The following is a 16,551-nucleotide window of genomic DNA, read 5'->3' on the forward strand; positions in this document are numbered from 1 at the left end:
GAGAGCGCGAACCACGCACCCGGTCGCAGGCCGCGGCCCCGGGCAAAAAAAAGCGCGCGCGGAAGTACCGCGCGCGCTGTTGCAACCGGACCGGAGCGGCTCAGGTACCGGTGCGCAGCTGCGCTTCGCGGACCAGTGGTGCATTGGCTGCGTCCGGCACCTGCGCACGCGCACCCTGGCGATAGCGCGACGCCGGCACGCCGAAACGGGCGCGGAACGCGCGCGCGAAGCTGCAGCAGTTGTCGAAGCCACACGCCGCGGCGACCTCGCCGATCATCATCGAGGTGCGCTCCAGCAATTCCGCGGCGCGCTCGATGCGCAGGCGCGCCGCGGCGGCCTGCGGGCTTTCGTCGTAGAGCGACAGGAACGTCTTGGAGAAGTACCAGCTGGAGAAGCTGGTGAGCTCGGCGAGCTCGCTGATGCGGACGATGCGGTCGCTGTTGCCTTCCAGGTACAGGCGCGCGCGTTGCAGGCGGCCGAACACCTGGCGCTTGCGGGTGCGCGAACGACCCGGGCAGCGCGGCACGCGCGCGGCGAGGTCGCGCTGCACGCCGATCAGGTGCAGCAGCAGGGGACGCAGCTGGCCGATGTCGGCCATGGGCATGCGCGCGACGGTGTCGCGCCACAGGCGCAGGGCGATGCGCAGGTCGTGCGCGTCCAGGCGACCGCGCCCGGCGTACAAGGTGCCGTCGGAGACGCGCCCCAGGGTGCGCAGCACATCGGCGCCCAGGCTCAGTCCGATGCACAGGCCATGGCGGTCGCTCTGCACCAGCGGCCGCGAGTCCCGCTCGAGCGCGATCCACTCGCCAGGCTGCAACTGGAAGCGGCCCTCGCGCGCCTCGACCCAGGAACTGCCACGGACCTGGACCCAGATCGAGAAGCCGCCGTTCTCCAGCTGGACGCTGCCCAGCCTGGCCACGCCGATGCATCCGGCCTGGGCCGGGTCGCCCATGTCCGGCTGCAGGATCTGCCCACGGTCGGCCCACTGCATCGCTTGCGTTGCTTCCACCGGTCCACCTCGCTTGTGCCAGAACTGGCTGGAGGATTTGCCCGATGGCCGCGCCGGCATCAGGAAAATTGGCGGAGAGTTGTGCGAAATCTGGCCGAAACGATTTCCGAAGGACTTACGAAGACACCTTTTCCCGAAGGATCAACCAGTTGCGCTATTGCGACCCGATGGGCTCGGACGCGACGGTCAGGGGCATGAAGCCGATGTCGCCGCCGTCCCAAAGTGAAAGCGTGACGTAGATCGCATCGCTGCGTGGCGCCAGGCTGAAGCCACTGGGCCCGCTGCGGCGGCTGCGGTCCACGCACAGCAGGATCTTGTCGTCGCCCAACCGGCGCAGCGCGGAGGCGCAATCGGGTTGGCGCTCGAGGTAGTAGATGTGGCCGTCGGCCGCGACCGACCAGGCGCGGTAGCGGCCGACTTCGGGCACCCGGGGGTCGATCTGGCGGATGCTGGCAGCCGACAGGGCGAGGTCGGCTTCCCACAGGCCGGGCCGCCCGGGGCGGGTGAACAGCACGCGCTTGCCGGCCGGGTCGACGCGCGCCACGGCGACGTCGGCGATGGCGGCGAGCCGCCGCCACGGACGGGTGCGGCGGTAGTACAGCATGAGCTGCAGGCGGCCCTCGTCGACCCCGGCCAGCATCAGCAGGCGGGCGTCGTCGTCCGGCAGGTACAGGGCCTGCACGACGTCTGCCAAGGGACTGGCCAGGCGCACGACCTGGCCGCTGGCCGGCGTGACCTCGTACAGGCCGAACCCGGATTCGCCATCGCCGACCACCAGCAGGCGGCGGCTGTCCCGCGACCAGTCCGGTGGGTGCCAGGATTCCGGCCGCAGCGAATCGACCAGGCGCAGCGATTCCGGGCGGCGCAGGTCGGCCCACCACAGCCCGAAATCGCCCGAGCGGTCCGAGGTGAACACGATCTGGCGGTCGTCCGGGGCGATCACCGGCAGGCGGTCGCGGCCGGAAGACGGGAACAGGCGGTCGAGCGTGGGTGGCCCGCTCAGCGCCACGCGGTGGATGCCGAAGTAGCTGCGCGATTCGGTGAAGGCGATCGCTGGGGTGCGCGCCGCGATGGTCGGCTCGATCGCGTCCTGCATGCCCATGTCCTGGACCAGCCCGCTGTCGAGGTCGAGCTGGACCAGCCGGCTCGCGCTGCCGCTCCAGCGGCTGAGCACGATGCTGCGCCCGTCGGGCATCCAGTCCCAGCCGCGGATGTCCGCGTGGATGCGGGTCAGCCGCTGCGCGGTGCCGCCGGTGCTCGGGATGCGGTACAGGTCGCCGACCGGCGAATTGCGCACGAACACGATCCAGCGGCCGTCCGGCGAGTAGCGCGGCGCGAAGTCGATGTCGGATGCGGTCGCGCCGTAATCGAGCAGGCGCCACTCGCCGCTCGCCAGGTCGAGCAGGCGCAGGCCGACGCCACCGGTCGGCGTGCCACGGCTTCCAAACACCAGGCCGCGTCCGTCGAACGTCCAGTCGAAGCTGGGCGGATTACGCGGATCGCAGGTGCCCACGCTGCGCTCAGTGCCGCCGTTGGAGGGCAACACCATCACCTTGCAGTCGTCGCCGGGCACGACACGCAGGAAGGCGATCTCACGTCCGTTCGGCGACCAGGCCGGCGCGCTGTCGGCGGCCAGGCCTTCGGGATGGCTCAACTGGCGCGGCGCGCTGGGATCGGTGGTCTGCACCATGATCGCGGTGCTGCGCTTGCCCGCGGGCGTGGCCACGTACGCCACCAGCGCGGCATCGGGAGAGAGACTGGGGCTGCTTTCGATCCCCGGCACCGAGGTGATCAGCCGGTAACCGGCCGAACTGCCAGGACGCGACGCGGACGGCAGTCGCTGTGTCGCGGGCGCGCCGGGTTCGTCGCGCCGCAGCGACCACAGCAGGACCAGCGCGAACAACAAGCCCACCATCGCCACCGCGCCCGCGATCGCCCGCCAGTCGCCACGGATGTGGACCGGGGCGGGCGCATACCGCGGCCGCGCCGAGGCGGTCGCGGCCGCCGGCGTCGCGGATGTGACTGCTTCGGCGGCGGACGGCGAGGGCGTGTCCGGCCGCGCCTGCTCCAGCCATTCCACCGGCGCGAGCAGGCGGTAGCCGTACTTGGCGATGGTCTCGATGTAGCGCGGATTGCCGCGCTCGTCGTCGAACGCCTTGCGCAACTGGGTGATGGCCTGCGTCACCACGTCGTCGGTCGGCATCGTGCCGGCCCACACCTGCGCCATCAGTGCATCACGGCTGACCACCCGATCGCCGTGTTCGATCAACGCCGCCAGCACCGCGATCGCCTTGGGCGTCACCCGGCGCGGACGGCGCGCGGACGGCGAGCGGATCTCGCGCAGCGGCATGTCCACCGTGCAGTCGCCCACGCGCAGTCGGGCGGACAGCAGCGATGGGGAGGGCAACGGAGGGGTCGACATGAATCCCGGAATGATGCGGAGGCGACTGCGCGGGTGCCAGTGCGGTCAATGGAACCGACCGATCCGGCAAACGGGGTTGCCGATGCCGGAAAGGCTTCGACACCCGGCCCATTCTAAGGTTCACCGGTTACCCGCCCGTGCGCGCGCGGGTATCGACCTGACGCCGGTCCCGCCGGCCGTCATCTCCCCCTCGGCAAGTCCTTTGCGCCGGAATCGGTCCTCCGGCGCATTTTTTTCCGTCGCCGCGCGAATCAGGCCTTGCGGTAGACCTCGGCGCCCTGGGCGAGGAACTCCTTCGACTTCTCGGCCATGCCCTCCTCCAGCGCCGCCGCTTCGTCGACGCCGTGTTCGGCCGCGTAGTCGCGCACGTCCTGGGTGATCTTCATCGAGCAGAAGTGCGGACCGCACATCGAGCAGAAGTGCGCGACCTTGTGCGCATCCTTGGGCAGGGTCTCGTCGTGGTATTCGCGGGCGCGTTCCGGGTCCAGGCCGAGGTTGAACTGGTCCTCCCAGCGGAATTCGAAGCGCGCCTTGCTCAGCGCGTTGTCGCGCGCCTGCGCGCCGGGATGGCCCTTGGCCAGGTCCGCCGCGTGCGCGGCGATCTTGTACGCCATCAGGCCCTCGCGCACGTCGTGCTTGTTGGGCAGGCCCAGGTGTTCCTTCGGGGTGACGTAGCAGAGCATCGCCGTGCCGAACCAGCCGATCATCGCCGCGCCGATCGCGCTGGTGATGTGGTCGTAGCCCGGCGCGATGTCGGTGGTCAGCGGGCCGAGCGTGTAGAACGGCGCCTCGCCGCATTCGCGCAGCTGCTTGTCCATGTTCTCCTTGATCAGCTGCATCGGCACGTGGCCGGGGCCTTCGATCATGGTCTGGACGTCGTGCTTCCACGCGACCTGGGTGAGTTCGCCCAGGGTTTCCAGTTCGCCGAACTGCGCCGCGTCGTTGGCATCGGCGATCGAGCCGGGACGCAGGCCATCGCCGAGCGAGAAGGCCACGTCGTAGGCCTTCATGATTTCGCAGATTTCCTCGAAGTGGGTGTAGAGGAAATTCTCCTTGTGGTGGGCCAGGCACCACTTGGCCAGGATCGAGCCGCCGCGCGAGACGATGCCGGTCACGCGCTTGGCGGTCAGCGGCACGTAGCGCAGCAGCACGCCGGCGTGGATGGTGAAGTAGTCCACGCCCTGCTCGGCCTGCTCGACCAGGGTGTCGCGGAAGATCTCCCAGGTGAGTTCTTCGGCGCGGCCATCGACTTTTTCCAAGGCCTGGTAGATCGGCACGGTGCCGATCGGCACCGGCGAATTGCGGATGATCCACTCGCGGGTTTCGTGGATGTGCTTGCCGGTCGACAGGTCCATCACCGTGTCGGCGCCCCAGCGGATCGCCCACACCAGCTTCTCGACTTCCTCGGCGATACCCGACGACACCGCGGAGTTGCCGATGTTGGCGTTGACCTTGGTCAGGAAGTTGCGGCCGATGATCATCGGCTCGCTCTCGGGATGGTTGATGTTGTTGGGGATGATGGCGCGGCCGCGCGCCACTTCATCGCGCACGAACTCGGGCGTGATCAGCCGCTGGATGCTGGCGCCGAAGGCTTCGCCCGGATGCTGGCGCAACAGGTGCGCTTCGCGGATCGCCTCGATGCGCTGGTTCTCGCGGATGGCGATGAATTCCATTTCCGGGGTGACGATGCCTTTCTTCGCGTAGTGCATCTGCGAGACGTTGGCGCCGGCGAGCGCACGGCGCGGCTGCGGGCGCGAGCGGAAACGCACCGCGTCGAGCCTGGGATCGTTCTCGCGGGCGCGGCCGAACTCCGAGGACAGGCCGGCGAGGAGTTCGGTGTCGCCGCGCTCGGCGATCCACTGCGCGCGCAGCGGGGCGAGGCCGCTGGCCAGGTCGATGCGCGCGGCCGGGTCGGTATACGGACCGGAGCAGTCGTAGACCGCGAACGGCGCGTTGTCCTCGCCACCGAACATGGTCGGGGTCTTCGTCAGCTCGATCTCGCGCATCGGCACGCGGATGTCGGGACGCGAGCCCGCGACATGGATCTTGTGCGAGCCGGGAATCGGGCGGGTGACGTCGGCCGAAAGCTGTTCGGCCTGCTGCAGGAGTTCGGAGGGGACCGCGTTCATTCTGTTCGTCCGGTTTCGGTGCGTGGGAACCACGATCGCGAAGGCAAACCCGGTGGCCTGTCCTCCGCGCGCGCTGCGGCGCGTTGGATGCTATGGCGGCGGATTGATCATCGCGGCGCGACGAAGCGGCGGCGCACGGACCGCGGGACGGGTCCGGCGAAGCTTCCCTACGGCGGTCTCAACCGCATCAGGTTCGAAGGGTGTGTCTCAACCGGCCACCGCCGGTACCCCCGCTTCGGGTGGTATTAGACCACAGCCCCCTCACCTACCCTGCGGCACAAACGGGGTCCCCCGGCCCCAAAGGCGTTTATAGCTATGGACGATATCGTCGTCGCTCGATTGAACCGGCCGCCCGGCCGCCGCCAGCGGCTGGCCAACGGCTTGCTGGCCCGCCTGGGCACCCGCCTCCGGGTCGCGCCGCAGCCGTACCGCTGGGGCTACGGCAACGTCGAGTCGCGAATGAACGTGTTCCACCTCGCGAGCCAGACCTGCGCCTACGGCGTGCCCGGCGACCTGGTCGAGATCGGCTGCGCGATCGGCGAGTCCTCCGTGGTGATCCAGTCCGTGCTGTCGGCCGGCGCCGACCGGAGCAAGCGCTTCCACGTCTACGACAGTTTCGAAGGGCTGCCCGCGCCCGCCGACGCCGATGCCGGGGACGGCATCTACCACAAGGGCGACATGCTCGCGCCGCTCGAGCGCTTCGAGGAGACGTTCGTGCATGCGGGCCTGGCGGCGCGCCCGGTCGTGCACCCGGGCTGGTTCGAGGACACCATCCCGTCGCAACTGCCGGGCCGCATCAGCTTCGCCATGATCGATTGCGACCTGTACACCTCGACCGTGCACGTGCTGCCGCACGTGTACGAACGGATGTCGCCTGGCGCGATCGCGATGTTCGGCGTGTATTACGACCCCGAGGTGTTCCCGCGCGAGGGCATCCGCGCCACCTACGCATCGCCGGGCGTGAAGCGCGCGACCGACGAGTTCTTCGCCGACAAGCCCGAGCGCGTCTCGGTGCTGTACGCGAACGAGTACTCCAACGGCTACTTCCGCAAGTATTGAGGCGCGGCCGCGTTGCGTACCGGCCCGGGCGGCGGAGAGCGCTCGATGCGCCTGGGAAGCCCTGCGATGAAGCCCATGGGTTGACCTGGCCGCGAGCCGCGCGGCGATCCAGGGAGCCTGCCGCGAAAGCGGGGTCTTTGGTTTCGGGGGCCGGGATTTACCGCGGAATCGCGTTGGCCGGCACGCCACGCCACGTGGCGACCGCAACGGCGCGCGCGGTGGGACTGCGCTGCCCGATTCCAGCGCGCGGTGCGCATGCGGCGCGCCATTGACCGGCGCGGCCGGGTCCTGCCGTTGCTTTCAGCAGAAAGTTCATTTGACAGCACGCGAATCCGACCGCTATCACTGGCCCATGCACGACGCCTTCGCCCTCGCCGCCAAGAATCGCCGCCTCGCGGCGCGTATCGGCGCCTGCGCGATGGCGATGGCCACCACCAACCGCACTACCACCACTACCGGTACCCGGTGGCGGATGCGGTTGGGCGTCGTGGACTGAGAATCCATCACCCCGCCCCGCATCCGGACCGGATGCGGGGCAACCCCTCCGGCCGTTGCGGGGCTTACCAGGAGCCCTTGCATGTCAGTCTCGCCACCCCCCGCACCCGCGGCTCTTGACGGACGCATGTCCGGTCAGCCGCGCGCCGCCGCGCCCGCCCTCGTCTGCCACGCGCACAAGTTCGGCGGCAGCAGCCTGGCCAGCGCCGAGCGCTTCCGCCATGTCGCCGCGTTGCTGGGCGAGCAGCCGGCGTCGCGCATCGTCGTGGTCTCGGCGATGCACGGCGTCACCGACGCGCTGACCGCACTCGCGAACGCGGCGCTGGGCAAGCAGGCCTGGGAGGACGGGTTCCGCGCCCTGCGCGCACGCCACCTGGACACTGCGGGCGAACTGGATGCGGCCGGCGCGCACGCCCTCACCGACTGGCTGGAGGGCGAGTTCCGCGCCTTGCATGACGCGCTGTCGGCGCCGTCGCGCAAGCCGGAATGGTTCGCCGCGATCCAGGGCGCCGGCGAGGTGTGGTCCTCGCGCCTGCTGCACGCGGCGCTGGGCGTGGCGGCGCGGGAATGGGCCGTGCTCGACGCCCGCGACGTGCTCGAAGTGCATGCGGGCGAACTGGGCGTGGGCGTCGACTGGGCGGGCAGCCGCGGCAGGCTCGCCGCCTGGCGCACGGCGCATCCGCAGCCCAGCATCATCGTCACCGGCTTCATCGCCCGCGATCCCAGCGGCGGCGTCACGACGCTGGGCCGCAACGGCAGCGACTACTCGGCGGCGATCTTCGCGGTGTTGTTCGACGCCAGCGAACTGACCATCTGGACCGACGTCGACGGCGTGCTCAGCGCCGACCCGCGCCTGGTCCCGGACGCGGTGTGCCTGGATTCGATGTCGTACGCCGAGGCCTGCGAGCTCGCCTATTTCGGCGCGAAGGTGCTGCATCCGCAGACCATGGCGCCGGCAATGCAGGCCGGGCTGCCGATCCGCATCCGCAACACGCTCAATCCCGATGCGCCCGGCACGTTGATCAGCGCGCAGTCCGCGCCGGCCGCGTCGCCGGTCAAGGGCCTGAGCCTGGTGTCGGACATGGCGATGCTCGAGCTCACCGGTGCCGGGCTGATTGGCGTGCCCGGCACCGCCGAGCGCATGTTCGCCGCGCTGCACACCGCCTGCGTGTCGGTGACGATGATCTCGCAGGGCTCGTCCGAGCATTCGATCTGCTGCGTGCTGCGCGCCGACCAGTCCGAGCGCGGACGCATGGCGGTGCAGGCCGCGTTCCGCGACGCGATCGCCGATGGCCAGGTCGAAGGCGTGCGCATCACGCCGGGGGTTTCGGTGCTGGCCGCGGTGGGCGACGGCATGGTCGGCACGCCCGGCGTGTCCGCGCGCCTGTTCAACGGACTCGCGCAGGCACGGGTCAACATCCGCGCGATCGCGCAGGGCGCGAGCGAGCGCAACATCTCCGTCGCCATTGCCGCCGAGGATGCTACGCGCGGACTGCGCGCCGCGCATTCGGCGTTCTGGCTGTCGCCGCAGACGCTCTCGTTGGGGATCATCGGGCCGGGCAACGTCGGCCGCGCCCTGCTCGCGCAGCTGGCGCGGGCGGCTTCGCGTTACGGCGGGATTGCGAGCACGCCCTTCGCAAGCGCCGGCCTCGACCTGCGCCTGCGCGCGATCGCCAACAGCCGGCGCATGCACCTGGCCCCGCGCAAGCTCGATCCGGCCGAGGCGGTGGAAGCGCTCGAGCTCGGCCAGCCGCTGGACTTCGACCAGTTCGCCGCGCACGTGCGTGCCGAACACCTGCCGCACGCGATGATCGTCGACTGCAGCGGCAGCGACGACGTCGCCGCGCGTTACGCCGGCTGGCTCGCGGCCGGCATCCACGTGGTCACGCCGAACAAGCAGGCCGGCGCCGGGCCGCTCGAGCGCTATCGCGCGATCCGCGCCGCGACCCGCCACGGCGGCCACTTCCGCTACGAAGCCACGGTCGGCGCCGGCCTGCCGGTGATCCAGACCCTGCGCAACCAGCTCGACACCGGCGATGAACTCACCGAGGTCGAAGGCGTGTTCTCCGGCACGCTGGCGTGGCTGTTCAACCGCTTCGACGGCAGCGTGCCGTTCTCGCAGCTGGTGCAGGAAGCGCGCGAACTCGGCTACACCGAGCCCGATCCGCGCGACGACCTCGGCGGCGTCGACGTCGCGCGCAAGCTGGTGATCCTGGCGCGCGAAGCCGGACGCGAGCTGTCGCTGGAGGACGTCGAGATCGAGAGCCTGGTGCCGCCAGCCCTGCGCGCCGTGAGCCGCGAGGAATTCCTGGCGCGGCTGCCGGAGATGGACGCGCCGCTGCTGGCGCGGCTGCAGGCGGCGCGCAGCGAGGGCCGCGCGTTGCGCTATCTCGCGCGCCTGGATCGCGACGGCCGCGCGCGCGTCGGCCTGGTCTCGCCCGACCCCAGCCACGCCAGCCTGCACAGCCAGCTCACCGACAACCTCATCCAGTTCCGCACCCGCCGCTATGCGTGCAACCCGCTGGTGGTGCAGGGACCCGGCGCGGGACCCGACGTGACGGCGGCGGGCGTGTTCGGCGATATCCTCGCCATCGCGCAGGCGCAGGGGGCCCGTCCATGAGCGTCGTCGCGCCTTCCCTTTCCCGCGATGCCGCTTCCATGACTGCCGCACAAGCCACCGCCTTCGCCCCCGCCAGCGTCGGCAACATCGGCGTCGGTTTCGACCTGCTCGGCCACAGCATCGCCGGGCCCGGCGATCGCGCGCACGTCGTGCGCATCGACGAGCCGGTGGTGCGCATCGCCGCGATCGAGGGCGACGTGGAAGGCGCGGCGCAATTGCCGCTGGAAGCAGAACTCAACACCGCCGGACGCGCCCTGATCGCGCTGCGCGAAGCGCGCGGGATCGCGCACGGCTTCGAGCTGCGCCTGCACAAGGGCATTCCGCTCGGCTCGGGCCTGGGCGGCTCGGCGGCCTCGTGCGTGGCGGCGCTGGTCGCGGCCAGCGCGATCCTCGACGCACCGCTGACGCGCGATGAGCTGTATCCGCTCGCGCTGATCGGCGAAGCCGTGGCCAGCGGCAGCACGCACGGCGACAACGTCGCGCCGATGCTGTTCGGCGGCGTGGTGCTGGCGACGGCGACGCGCGCGATTCCGTTGACCGCGCCGGAGCTGTTCTGCGCCGCGGTGCATCCGCATTTCGTGCTGGAAACGCGGCATGCGCGCGCGGCCCTGGCCGCACCGTATGCGATCGGTGACTTCGTCCGCCAGAGCGAACACCTGGCGCTGTTCCTCACCGGCCTGGCGCGCGGCGACCGCGGCCTGATCGCCGAGGGCCTGCGCGATGTGCTGGTGGAGCCGCGCCGCGCCGCGCTCATTCCCGGCTTCGCCGACGTGAAGGCGGCCGCGCTGGCGCACGGCGCGCTGGGCGCAAGCATTTCCGGTGCGGGACCGACGGTGTTCGGCTGGTTCGGCAATCGCGACGAAGCCTCCTGGGCCGCGCACGCGATGCAGGTCGCGTTCACCGGCGCCGGACTGGACAGCGATGCCTACGTGTCGCCGGTGAACGGCCCGCGCGCCGAGCTGGTGGCATGAGGTTCGTCAGCACGCGCGGCGGCGCCGATCCGACGCCGCTGGACACCGCGCTCGCCGCCGGCCTGGCGCCCGATGGCGGCCTGTACGTGCCGCAAGTAGTGCCGGCCCTGGTCATCGATCGCGCCGGTGCGACGCTGGCGCAGACCGCGCAAGCAGTGCTGGCGCCCTATTTCACGGAATCGCGGCTGCGCGACGCGTTGCCGAAGATCTGCGGCACCGCCTTCGATTTCCCGGCGCCGCTGCGGCCGCTGCGCGCGCACAACGACCATCTGCTCGAGCTGTTCCACGGCCCGACCGCGGCGTTCAAGGATTACGCCGCGCGTTTCCTGGCCGAATGCCTGTCGCGCCTGCGCGACCCGGCGTCGCCGCCGATGACCATCCTCGTCGCCACCTCCGGCGATACCGGCGCCGCGGTGGGCGCGGCGTTCCATCGGCGCCCTGGCTTCAACGTCGTGATCCTGTACCCCGAGGGCCGGGTGTCGCCGCGGCAGGCGCACGGGCTGGAATGCTTCGGCGACAACGTGCGCACGTTCCGCGTCGCCGGCACATTCGACGACTGCCAGCGGATGGTGAAGCAGGCGCTTGGCGACGAGTCGCTGCGCGCGCGGGTGGCGCTGAGCTCGGCCAACAGCATCAGCCTGGGACGCCTGCTGCCGCAGACCGCGTACTACGCGCATGCCGCGCTCGAATTCCAGGCCCGGCACGCTACGCGCCTGAACTTCATCGTCCCCACCGGCAACCTCGGCAACGCGCTGGCGTGCTGGCTGGCGCGGCGCATGGGCCTGCCGATCGGCGAGATCGTCCTGGCGAACAACGCCAACGACGTGCTGCCACGCTATTTCGCCGGCGCGGACTACGCGCCGCAGCCGAGCGTGGCCACGCTCGCCAATGCCATGGACGTGGGCGCGCCGAGCAACTTCGAGCGCCTGCGCTGGTGGCACCGCGACGACGCCGAACTGCGCGCGGCGCTGCGCGCCTTCCGCGTCGACGACGCCGCGATCCGCGAGACGATCCGGCAAGCGCCGGTGGCGCATGGCGTGGTGCCCTGTCCGCACACGGCGGTGGGCCTGCGCGTGCTCGAGCAGTTGCGCGAGGCCGGCGATGCACGACCCTGGGCCGTGGTCGCGACCGCGCATCCGGCCAAGTTCGACAGCATCGTCGAGCCGCTGGTTGGGCATGCCGTGGCGCCACCGCCGTCGCTGTCGGCGTGGCTGGCACGTCCGGCACGGGGTCGGCCGATGGCCGTGGATTACGCCGCGCTGCACGCGGAACTGCTGGCCTGAAACCAGCGCGCCGCTGCGGTGTGCAGCGGCGCAATCGTCGGCAGCGTGGAATAGGAGCGGCGGGCCACCCGAAAGTCCGGGAGGGGGAGAGAGCCTCCGGATGGCCCGCCGCGAAACCGTCAGGCCATGCCTGTTGCCGGCGCCGCCAGCGATGCGTCGGGTTCGTGCACAGCACGCGGTTCATCGCGGCGCACCCGGAACCACGCCGCGTACAGCGCGGGCAGGAACAGCAGCGTCAGCACCGTCGCCACGATCAGGCCGCCCATGATCGCCACCGCCATCGGGCCGAAGAAGGCGCTGCGCGTGAGCGGGATCATCGCCAGCACCGCGGCGAGCGCGGTCAGCACGATCGGGCGGAAGCGGCGCACCGTCGCCTCGACGATGGCCTGCCAGCGATCCAGGCCGGCGGCGATGTCGTGCTCGATCTGGTCGACCAGGATCACCGAGTTGCGCATGATCATGCCGGCCAGGGCGATCGTGCCAAGCATCGCGACGAAGCCGAACGGCACCCGGAACACCAGCAGGAACAGGGTCACGCCGATCAGCCCCAGCGGCGCGGTCAGCAGCACCAGCATCGTGCGCGCGAAGCTGCGCAGCTGCAGCATCAGCAGCGTCACCACCACCAGCAGGAACAGCGGCATGCCGGCGTTGATCGAGTTCTGCCCGCGCGCCGAATCCTCGACGGTGCCGCCGGTCTGCAGCAGGTAGCCCGCGGGCAACTGCGCGCGGATGTCCTCCAGTGTCGGCAGTATCTGCGCCACCACGGTCGGCGCGGTGAGCTTGTTGCGGATGTCGGCGCGCACAGTCACGGTCGGCAGGCGGTCGCGGTGCCAGATCACGCCGTCCTCGAACGCGTATTCGAGCTTGGCGATCTGCGCCAGCGGTACCGGGCCGTTCGCGGTCGGCACCGCGAGGCTGCCGAGCAGGTCCAGGCGCGCGCGCTCGTCGTCGGGGCCACGCATCAGCATCTCGACCAGTTCGTTGCCCTCGCGGTAGGTGCTCACGTGCAGGCCGGACAGCGAACCGGACAGGAACTTAGCCACCTCGGCCGAACTCACCCCGAGCGCACGCGCGCGATCCTGGTCGATCACCAGCTTGACCACCTTGCTCGGCTCGTCCCAGTCGAGGTTGACGTTGGCGACGTTCGGGTTTTCGCGCACCTTGGCTTCGACCTGCTTGGCCAGTGCACGCACCCGGTCGATGTGTTCGCCGGACACGCGGAACTGCACCGGATAGCCGACCGGCGGGCCATTCTCCAGGCGGGTGACGCGCAGCTGCAGTTCGGGAAATTGCGGCGCGACGTCCTTGATCAGCCAGTCGCGCAGTTCCTCGCGCGCCTCGATGTCCTGCGCCCGCACCACGAACTGCGCGAAGTTCGCCTGCGGCAGTTGCTGGTCCAGCGGCAGATAGAAGCGCGGGGAACCGGTACCGACGTAAGCGACGAAATTGTCGATGCCGGCGTGCTGCTTGAGCAGGCCTTCCAGCTTCTTCGCCTGCACCTCGGTCGACCGCAGCGACACGCCCTCGGCCAGTTCCATGTCGACCATCAGTTCGACGCGGGTCGAATCGGGGAAGAACTGCTGCGGCACGAAGCGGAACAGCAGCACCGAGGCGACGAACGCGGCGGCGGTGAGGCCGATCACCAGCCAGCGCCGGCGCAGGCTCGCTTCGAGCAGGGTGCGGAAGGTGACATAGAACTTCGACGCGTACGGGTCGTGCGCATGGTCGTGGTGCACCGGCGGCGCGAGCACGCCGGCGAAGGCCGGCCAGCGGTCGGCGGCGCGCGCGCGCAGTGCGTTCCAGCGCGCGCCCGGCGAACCGGCCTTGGGCGGCTGCGGCTTGTGCAGGTCGGGCAGCATCCTGTCGCCGAGGTAGGGAATGAACAACACCGCCGCGACCCACGACACCAGCAGCGCGATCGTCACCACCTGGAACAGCGAGCGCGTGTATTCGCCGGTGCTCGACGCCGCCGTTGCGATCGGCAGGAAGCCGGCCGCGGTGACCAGCGTGCCGGTGAGCATCGGGAACGCGGTGGTCTCGTAGGCGAAGCTCGCCGCCTTGAGGCGCGAGAAGCCCTGCTCCATCTTGATGGCCATCATCTCCACCGCGATGATCGCGTCGTCGACGAGCAGGCCCAGCGCCAGCACCAGCGCGCCGAGCGAGATCTTGTGCAGGCCGATGCCGAAGTAGTGCATCACGGCGAAGGTCATCGCCAGTACCAGCGGAATGCTGACCGCCACCACCATGCCGGTGCGGAAGCCGAGCGAGAAAAAGCTCACCAGCAGCACGATCGCCACGGCCTCGGCCAGCACGCGGACGAATTCGCCGACGGACTCGTGCACGGCGGCGGGCTGGTCGGACACCTTGCGCAGCTCCATGCCGGCGGGCAGGGAGTCCTGCAGGCGCTTGAATTCGCCTTCCAAGGTCTTGCCGAGCTTGAGGATGTCGCCGCCGTCCTTCATCGCGACAGCTATTCCGATGGCGTTCTCGCCCATGAAGCGCATCTTTGGCGCGGCCGGGTCGCTGAAGCCGCGCGTGACCGTGGCCACGTCGGCGAGGCGGATCGTGCGGCCGCCGGCGCGGATCGGGAAGTCGCGGATTTCCTCGACCGACTTGAAGCCACCGGTGATGCGCAACTGCACGCGCTCGGTCGGCGTCTCGAAGAAGCCCGCCGGAACCACCGCGTTCTGCTGCTCGAGTGCGCCCTTCACCGCCTCCAGCGGGATGCCCAGCGTGGCCAGCTTGGTGTTGCTGACCTCGATCCAGATCTTCTCGTCCTGCAGGCCGACCAGCTCGATCTTGCCGACGTCGGGCGCGCGCTGCAGCTCCAGTTCGACGCGCTCGGCGTAATCCTTGAGCACGGCGTAGTCGAAGCCCTTGCCGGTCAGCGCGTAGATGTTGCCGAAGGTGTCGCCGAATTCGTCGTTGAAGAACGGGCCGATCACGCCTTCAGGCAACGTCTGGCGGATGTCGCTGACCTTCTTGCGCGCCTGGTACCAGACGTCCGGAATCTCCTTCGACTTCAGCGAGTCGCGGGCGATGAACATCACCATCGATTCGCCCGGCCGCGAGTACGAGCGCACGAACTCGTACTTGCCGGTCTGCATCAGCTGTTTTTCGATGCGTTCGGTGACTTCGCGCGAGACCTCGTCGGCGGTCGCGCCCGGCCACAGCGTCTGCACGACCATCACCTTGAAGGTGAAGGGCGGGTCTTCCGACTGGCCGAGGTGGCGGTACGACCAGGCGCCGATCAGCGCCAGCAGCAGCATCGCGTAGACGACGAGGGTGCGGTTGTGCAGTGCCCACTCGGAAAGGTTGAAACGACGCATCGGTCAGCGCTCCGGGGCAATCAGCGGGTGGTCGCGACGGCGCGCGCGGCATCGCGCGCGGTCACCGCCACCGGACGGTTGTCGCGATCGACCGGCGCGACCGCCTGGCCTTCGCGCAGCAGGTGGCCGCCGGCGGTGACGATCCAGGCGTCGGGTCGCAGTCCGGCCAGCACTGGCGCCGTGGTCTCGCCGAACGCGCCCAGTTGCACCGGCGTCAGCCGCAGCCTGCTGGTGGCCGGATCGACCACCCACACCGCGGTCGCGTTGTTCGCGCCGCGCTGGATCGCCGACAACGGCACGCTCAGCGCGGCGCGGACCCCGGTTTCCTGCACGTAGACGCGCGCACTCTGGCCGAGGTCGACGGCCTTGGCGGCATCGCCGGTGAGGTTCACCCGTGCGGCGTAGGTGCGCGCCTGCGGATCGGCGGCGGGGGAGATTTCGCGGATCGTGCCGGGCAGGCGCCGGTCCGGTGCGCTCCACAGTTCCACCGCGACCGGCTGGCCGACGGCGAATGCACGGATGCGCGCTTCCGGCAGCGCGATGGCGACCTCGCGGCCGCCGTCGGCGGCGATCGTGAAGACGGTCTGGCCGGCGCCGACGACCTGGCCGGCCTCCGCCGCGCGGCTGGCGATCATGCCGTCGTGCGGCGCGCGCAGTTGCGTATAGGCGGCCTGGTTGCGGGCGACGTCGAGGTTGGCGCGCGCGGCGTTGACCTGCCCCTGCGCCGCGGTGGCGGCGGCGTTCTGTGCATCCAGGGTGGAGCGGCTGACCAGCTGCTGCTGGCCGAGCTTGGCGAAGCGGGCCTGGTCGGCCCGGGCGCGGGCGAGCTCGGCCTCGGCGGCGGTCAGCTGGGCCTGGGCGGCGCGGGCCTGGGCCGCCAGGTCGCCTGCATCGAGCACGGCGAGCAGGTCGCCCCTGCGCACGTGGGCGCCGACATCGACCTCGCGCCGCACCAGCTTGCCGCCGACGCGGAAGGACAGCGGGCTTTCCTCGCGCGCGCGGACCTCGCCGGCATAGGCGGTGACAGCGGCTTCGGCGCCGCCATTGGGGTGCGCGACGAGGACCGGGCGGGGAGCCTCGACCGTGCCGGCCTCGCTGTTGCAGCCTGCCAGGACGGCCGAGGCTGCTAGCAGCAGGGCCAGCGGCAGGCCGCCGGATGTCGCGTTCTGAAGGAATTTGGTACTCATGGCGACGCCTCGGACCGGGGGAAGGATTAATGAACCGGCCGGTACTG

10 protein-coding genes and 1 riboswitch are annotated in these 16,551 nt (G+C 70.4%); of the genes, 5 read left to right on the forward strand and 5 right to left on the reverse strand.

Annotated elements, in window-relative coordinates; all coding sequences use genetic code 11:
• Window positions 1-100: 100 nt before the first annotated feature.
• The 3 genes from BP05_RS12350 to thiC all read right to left on the reverse strand — a co-directional run bounded on the left by BP05_RS12350 (window position 101) and on the right by thiC (window position 5,560).
• A complete protein-coding gene (locus BP05_RS12350; protein ID WP_496364440.1) occupies window positions 101-991 on the reverse strand; it encodes a helix-turn-helix domain-containing protein in 891 nt (296 codons plus the stop codon).
• 172 nt (window positions 992-1,163) lie between these two features.
• Window positions 1,164-3,431 carry a winged helix-turn-helix domain-containing protein gene (locus tag BP05_RS12355; RefSeq protein WP_496363882.1) on the reverse strand — a complete coding sequence of 756 codons (2,268 nt, stop codon included), beginning with the start codon at window positions 3,429-3,431 and terminating at the stop codon, window positions 1,164-1,166.
• A gap of 251 nt (window positions 3,432-3,682) precedes the next feature.
• Window positions 3,683-5,560: a phosphomethylpyrimidine synthase ThiC gene (gene thiC, locus BP05_RS12360; protein ID WP_496363884.1), complete on the reverse strand. Its 1,878-nt coding sequence runs from the start codon at window positions 5,558-5,560 to the stop codon at window positions 3,683-3,685.
• 146 nt (window positions 5,561-5,706) lie between these two features.
• Window positions 5,707-5,802: riboswitch (TPP riboswitch) on the reverse strand.
• A 73-nt stretch (window positions 5,803-5,875) separates the two neighbouring features.
• On the opposite strand from thiC, the gene BP05_RS12365 reads away from it, so the two are divergent.
• The 5 genes from BP05_RS12365 to thrC all read left to right on the forward strand — a co-directional run bounded on the left by BP05_RS12365 (window position 5,876) and on the right by thrC (window position 11,988).
• Window positions 5,876-6,619, forward strand: a complete 744-nt coding sequence (locus BP05_RS12365; RefSeq protein WP_496363886.1) for a TylF/MycF/NovP-related O-methyltransferase — start codon at window positions 5,876-5,878, stop codon at window positions 6,617-6,619.
• Between the two features lie 316 nt (window positions 6,620-6,935).
• Window positions 6,936-7,115 (forward strand): hypothetical protein, encoded by a 180-nt coding sequence (locus BP05_RS12370; RefSeq protein ID WP_496363888.1) that lies wholly within the window; start codon window positions 6,936-6,938, stop codon window positions 7,113-7,115.
• Window positions 7,116-7,196: 81 nt separating this feature from the next.
• On the forward strand, window positions 7,197-9,734 hold the full coding sequence (gene thrA / locus BP05_RS12375; RefSeq protein ID WP_496363890.1) for a bifunctional aspartate kinase/homoserine dehydrogenase I: 2,538 nt from the start codon (window positions 7,197-7,199) through the stop codon (window positions 9,732-9,734).
• A gap of 38 nt (window positions 9,735-9,772) precedes the next feature.
• Window positions 9,773-10,705, forward strand: coding sequence for a homoserine kinase (locus BP05_RS12380; protein WP_496363892.1), 933 nt, complete (start codon window positions 9,773-9,775; stop codon window positions 10,703-10,705).
• The gene (gene thrC, locus BP05_RS12385) at window positions 10,702-11,988 is read left to right on the forward strand and encodes a threonine synthase (RefSeq protein WP_496363894.1); all 1,287 of its coding nucleotides are present in this window, start codon (window positions 10,702-10,704) and stop codon (window positions 11,986-11,988) included. The genes BP05_RS12380 and thrC overlap by 4 nt, the downstream gene beginning before the upstream one ends.
• Before the next feature lie 119 nt (window positions 11,989-12,107).
• On the opposite strand, the gene BP05_RS12390 is transcribed toward thrC, so the two are convergent.
• Window positions 12,108-15,317, reverse strand: a complete 3,210-nt coding sequence (locus BP05_RS12390; protein WP_496363896.1) for an efflux RND transporter permease subunit — start codon at window positions 15,315-15,317, stop codon at window positions 12,108-12,110.
• A 20-nt stretch (window positions 15,318-15,337) separates the two neighbouring features.
• Window positions 15,338-16,504, reverse strand: coding sequence for an efflux RND transporter periplasmic adaptor subunit (locus BP05_RS12395; RefSeq protein ID WP_496363898.1), 1,167 nt, complete (start codon window positions 16,502-16,504; stop codon window positions 15,338-15,340).
• Between the last annotated feature and the right edge of the window lie 47 nt (window positions 16,505-16,551).

It is taken from the genome of Lysobacter oryzae DSM 21044, from assembly GCF_059568595.1.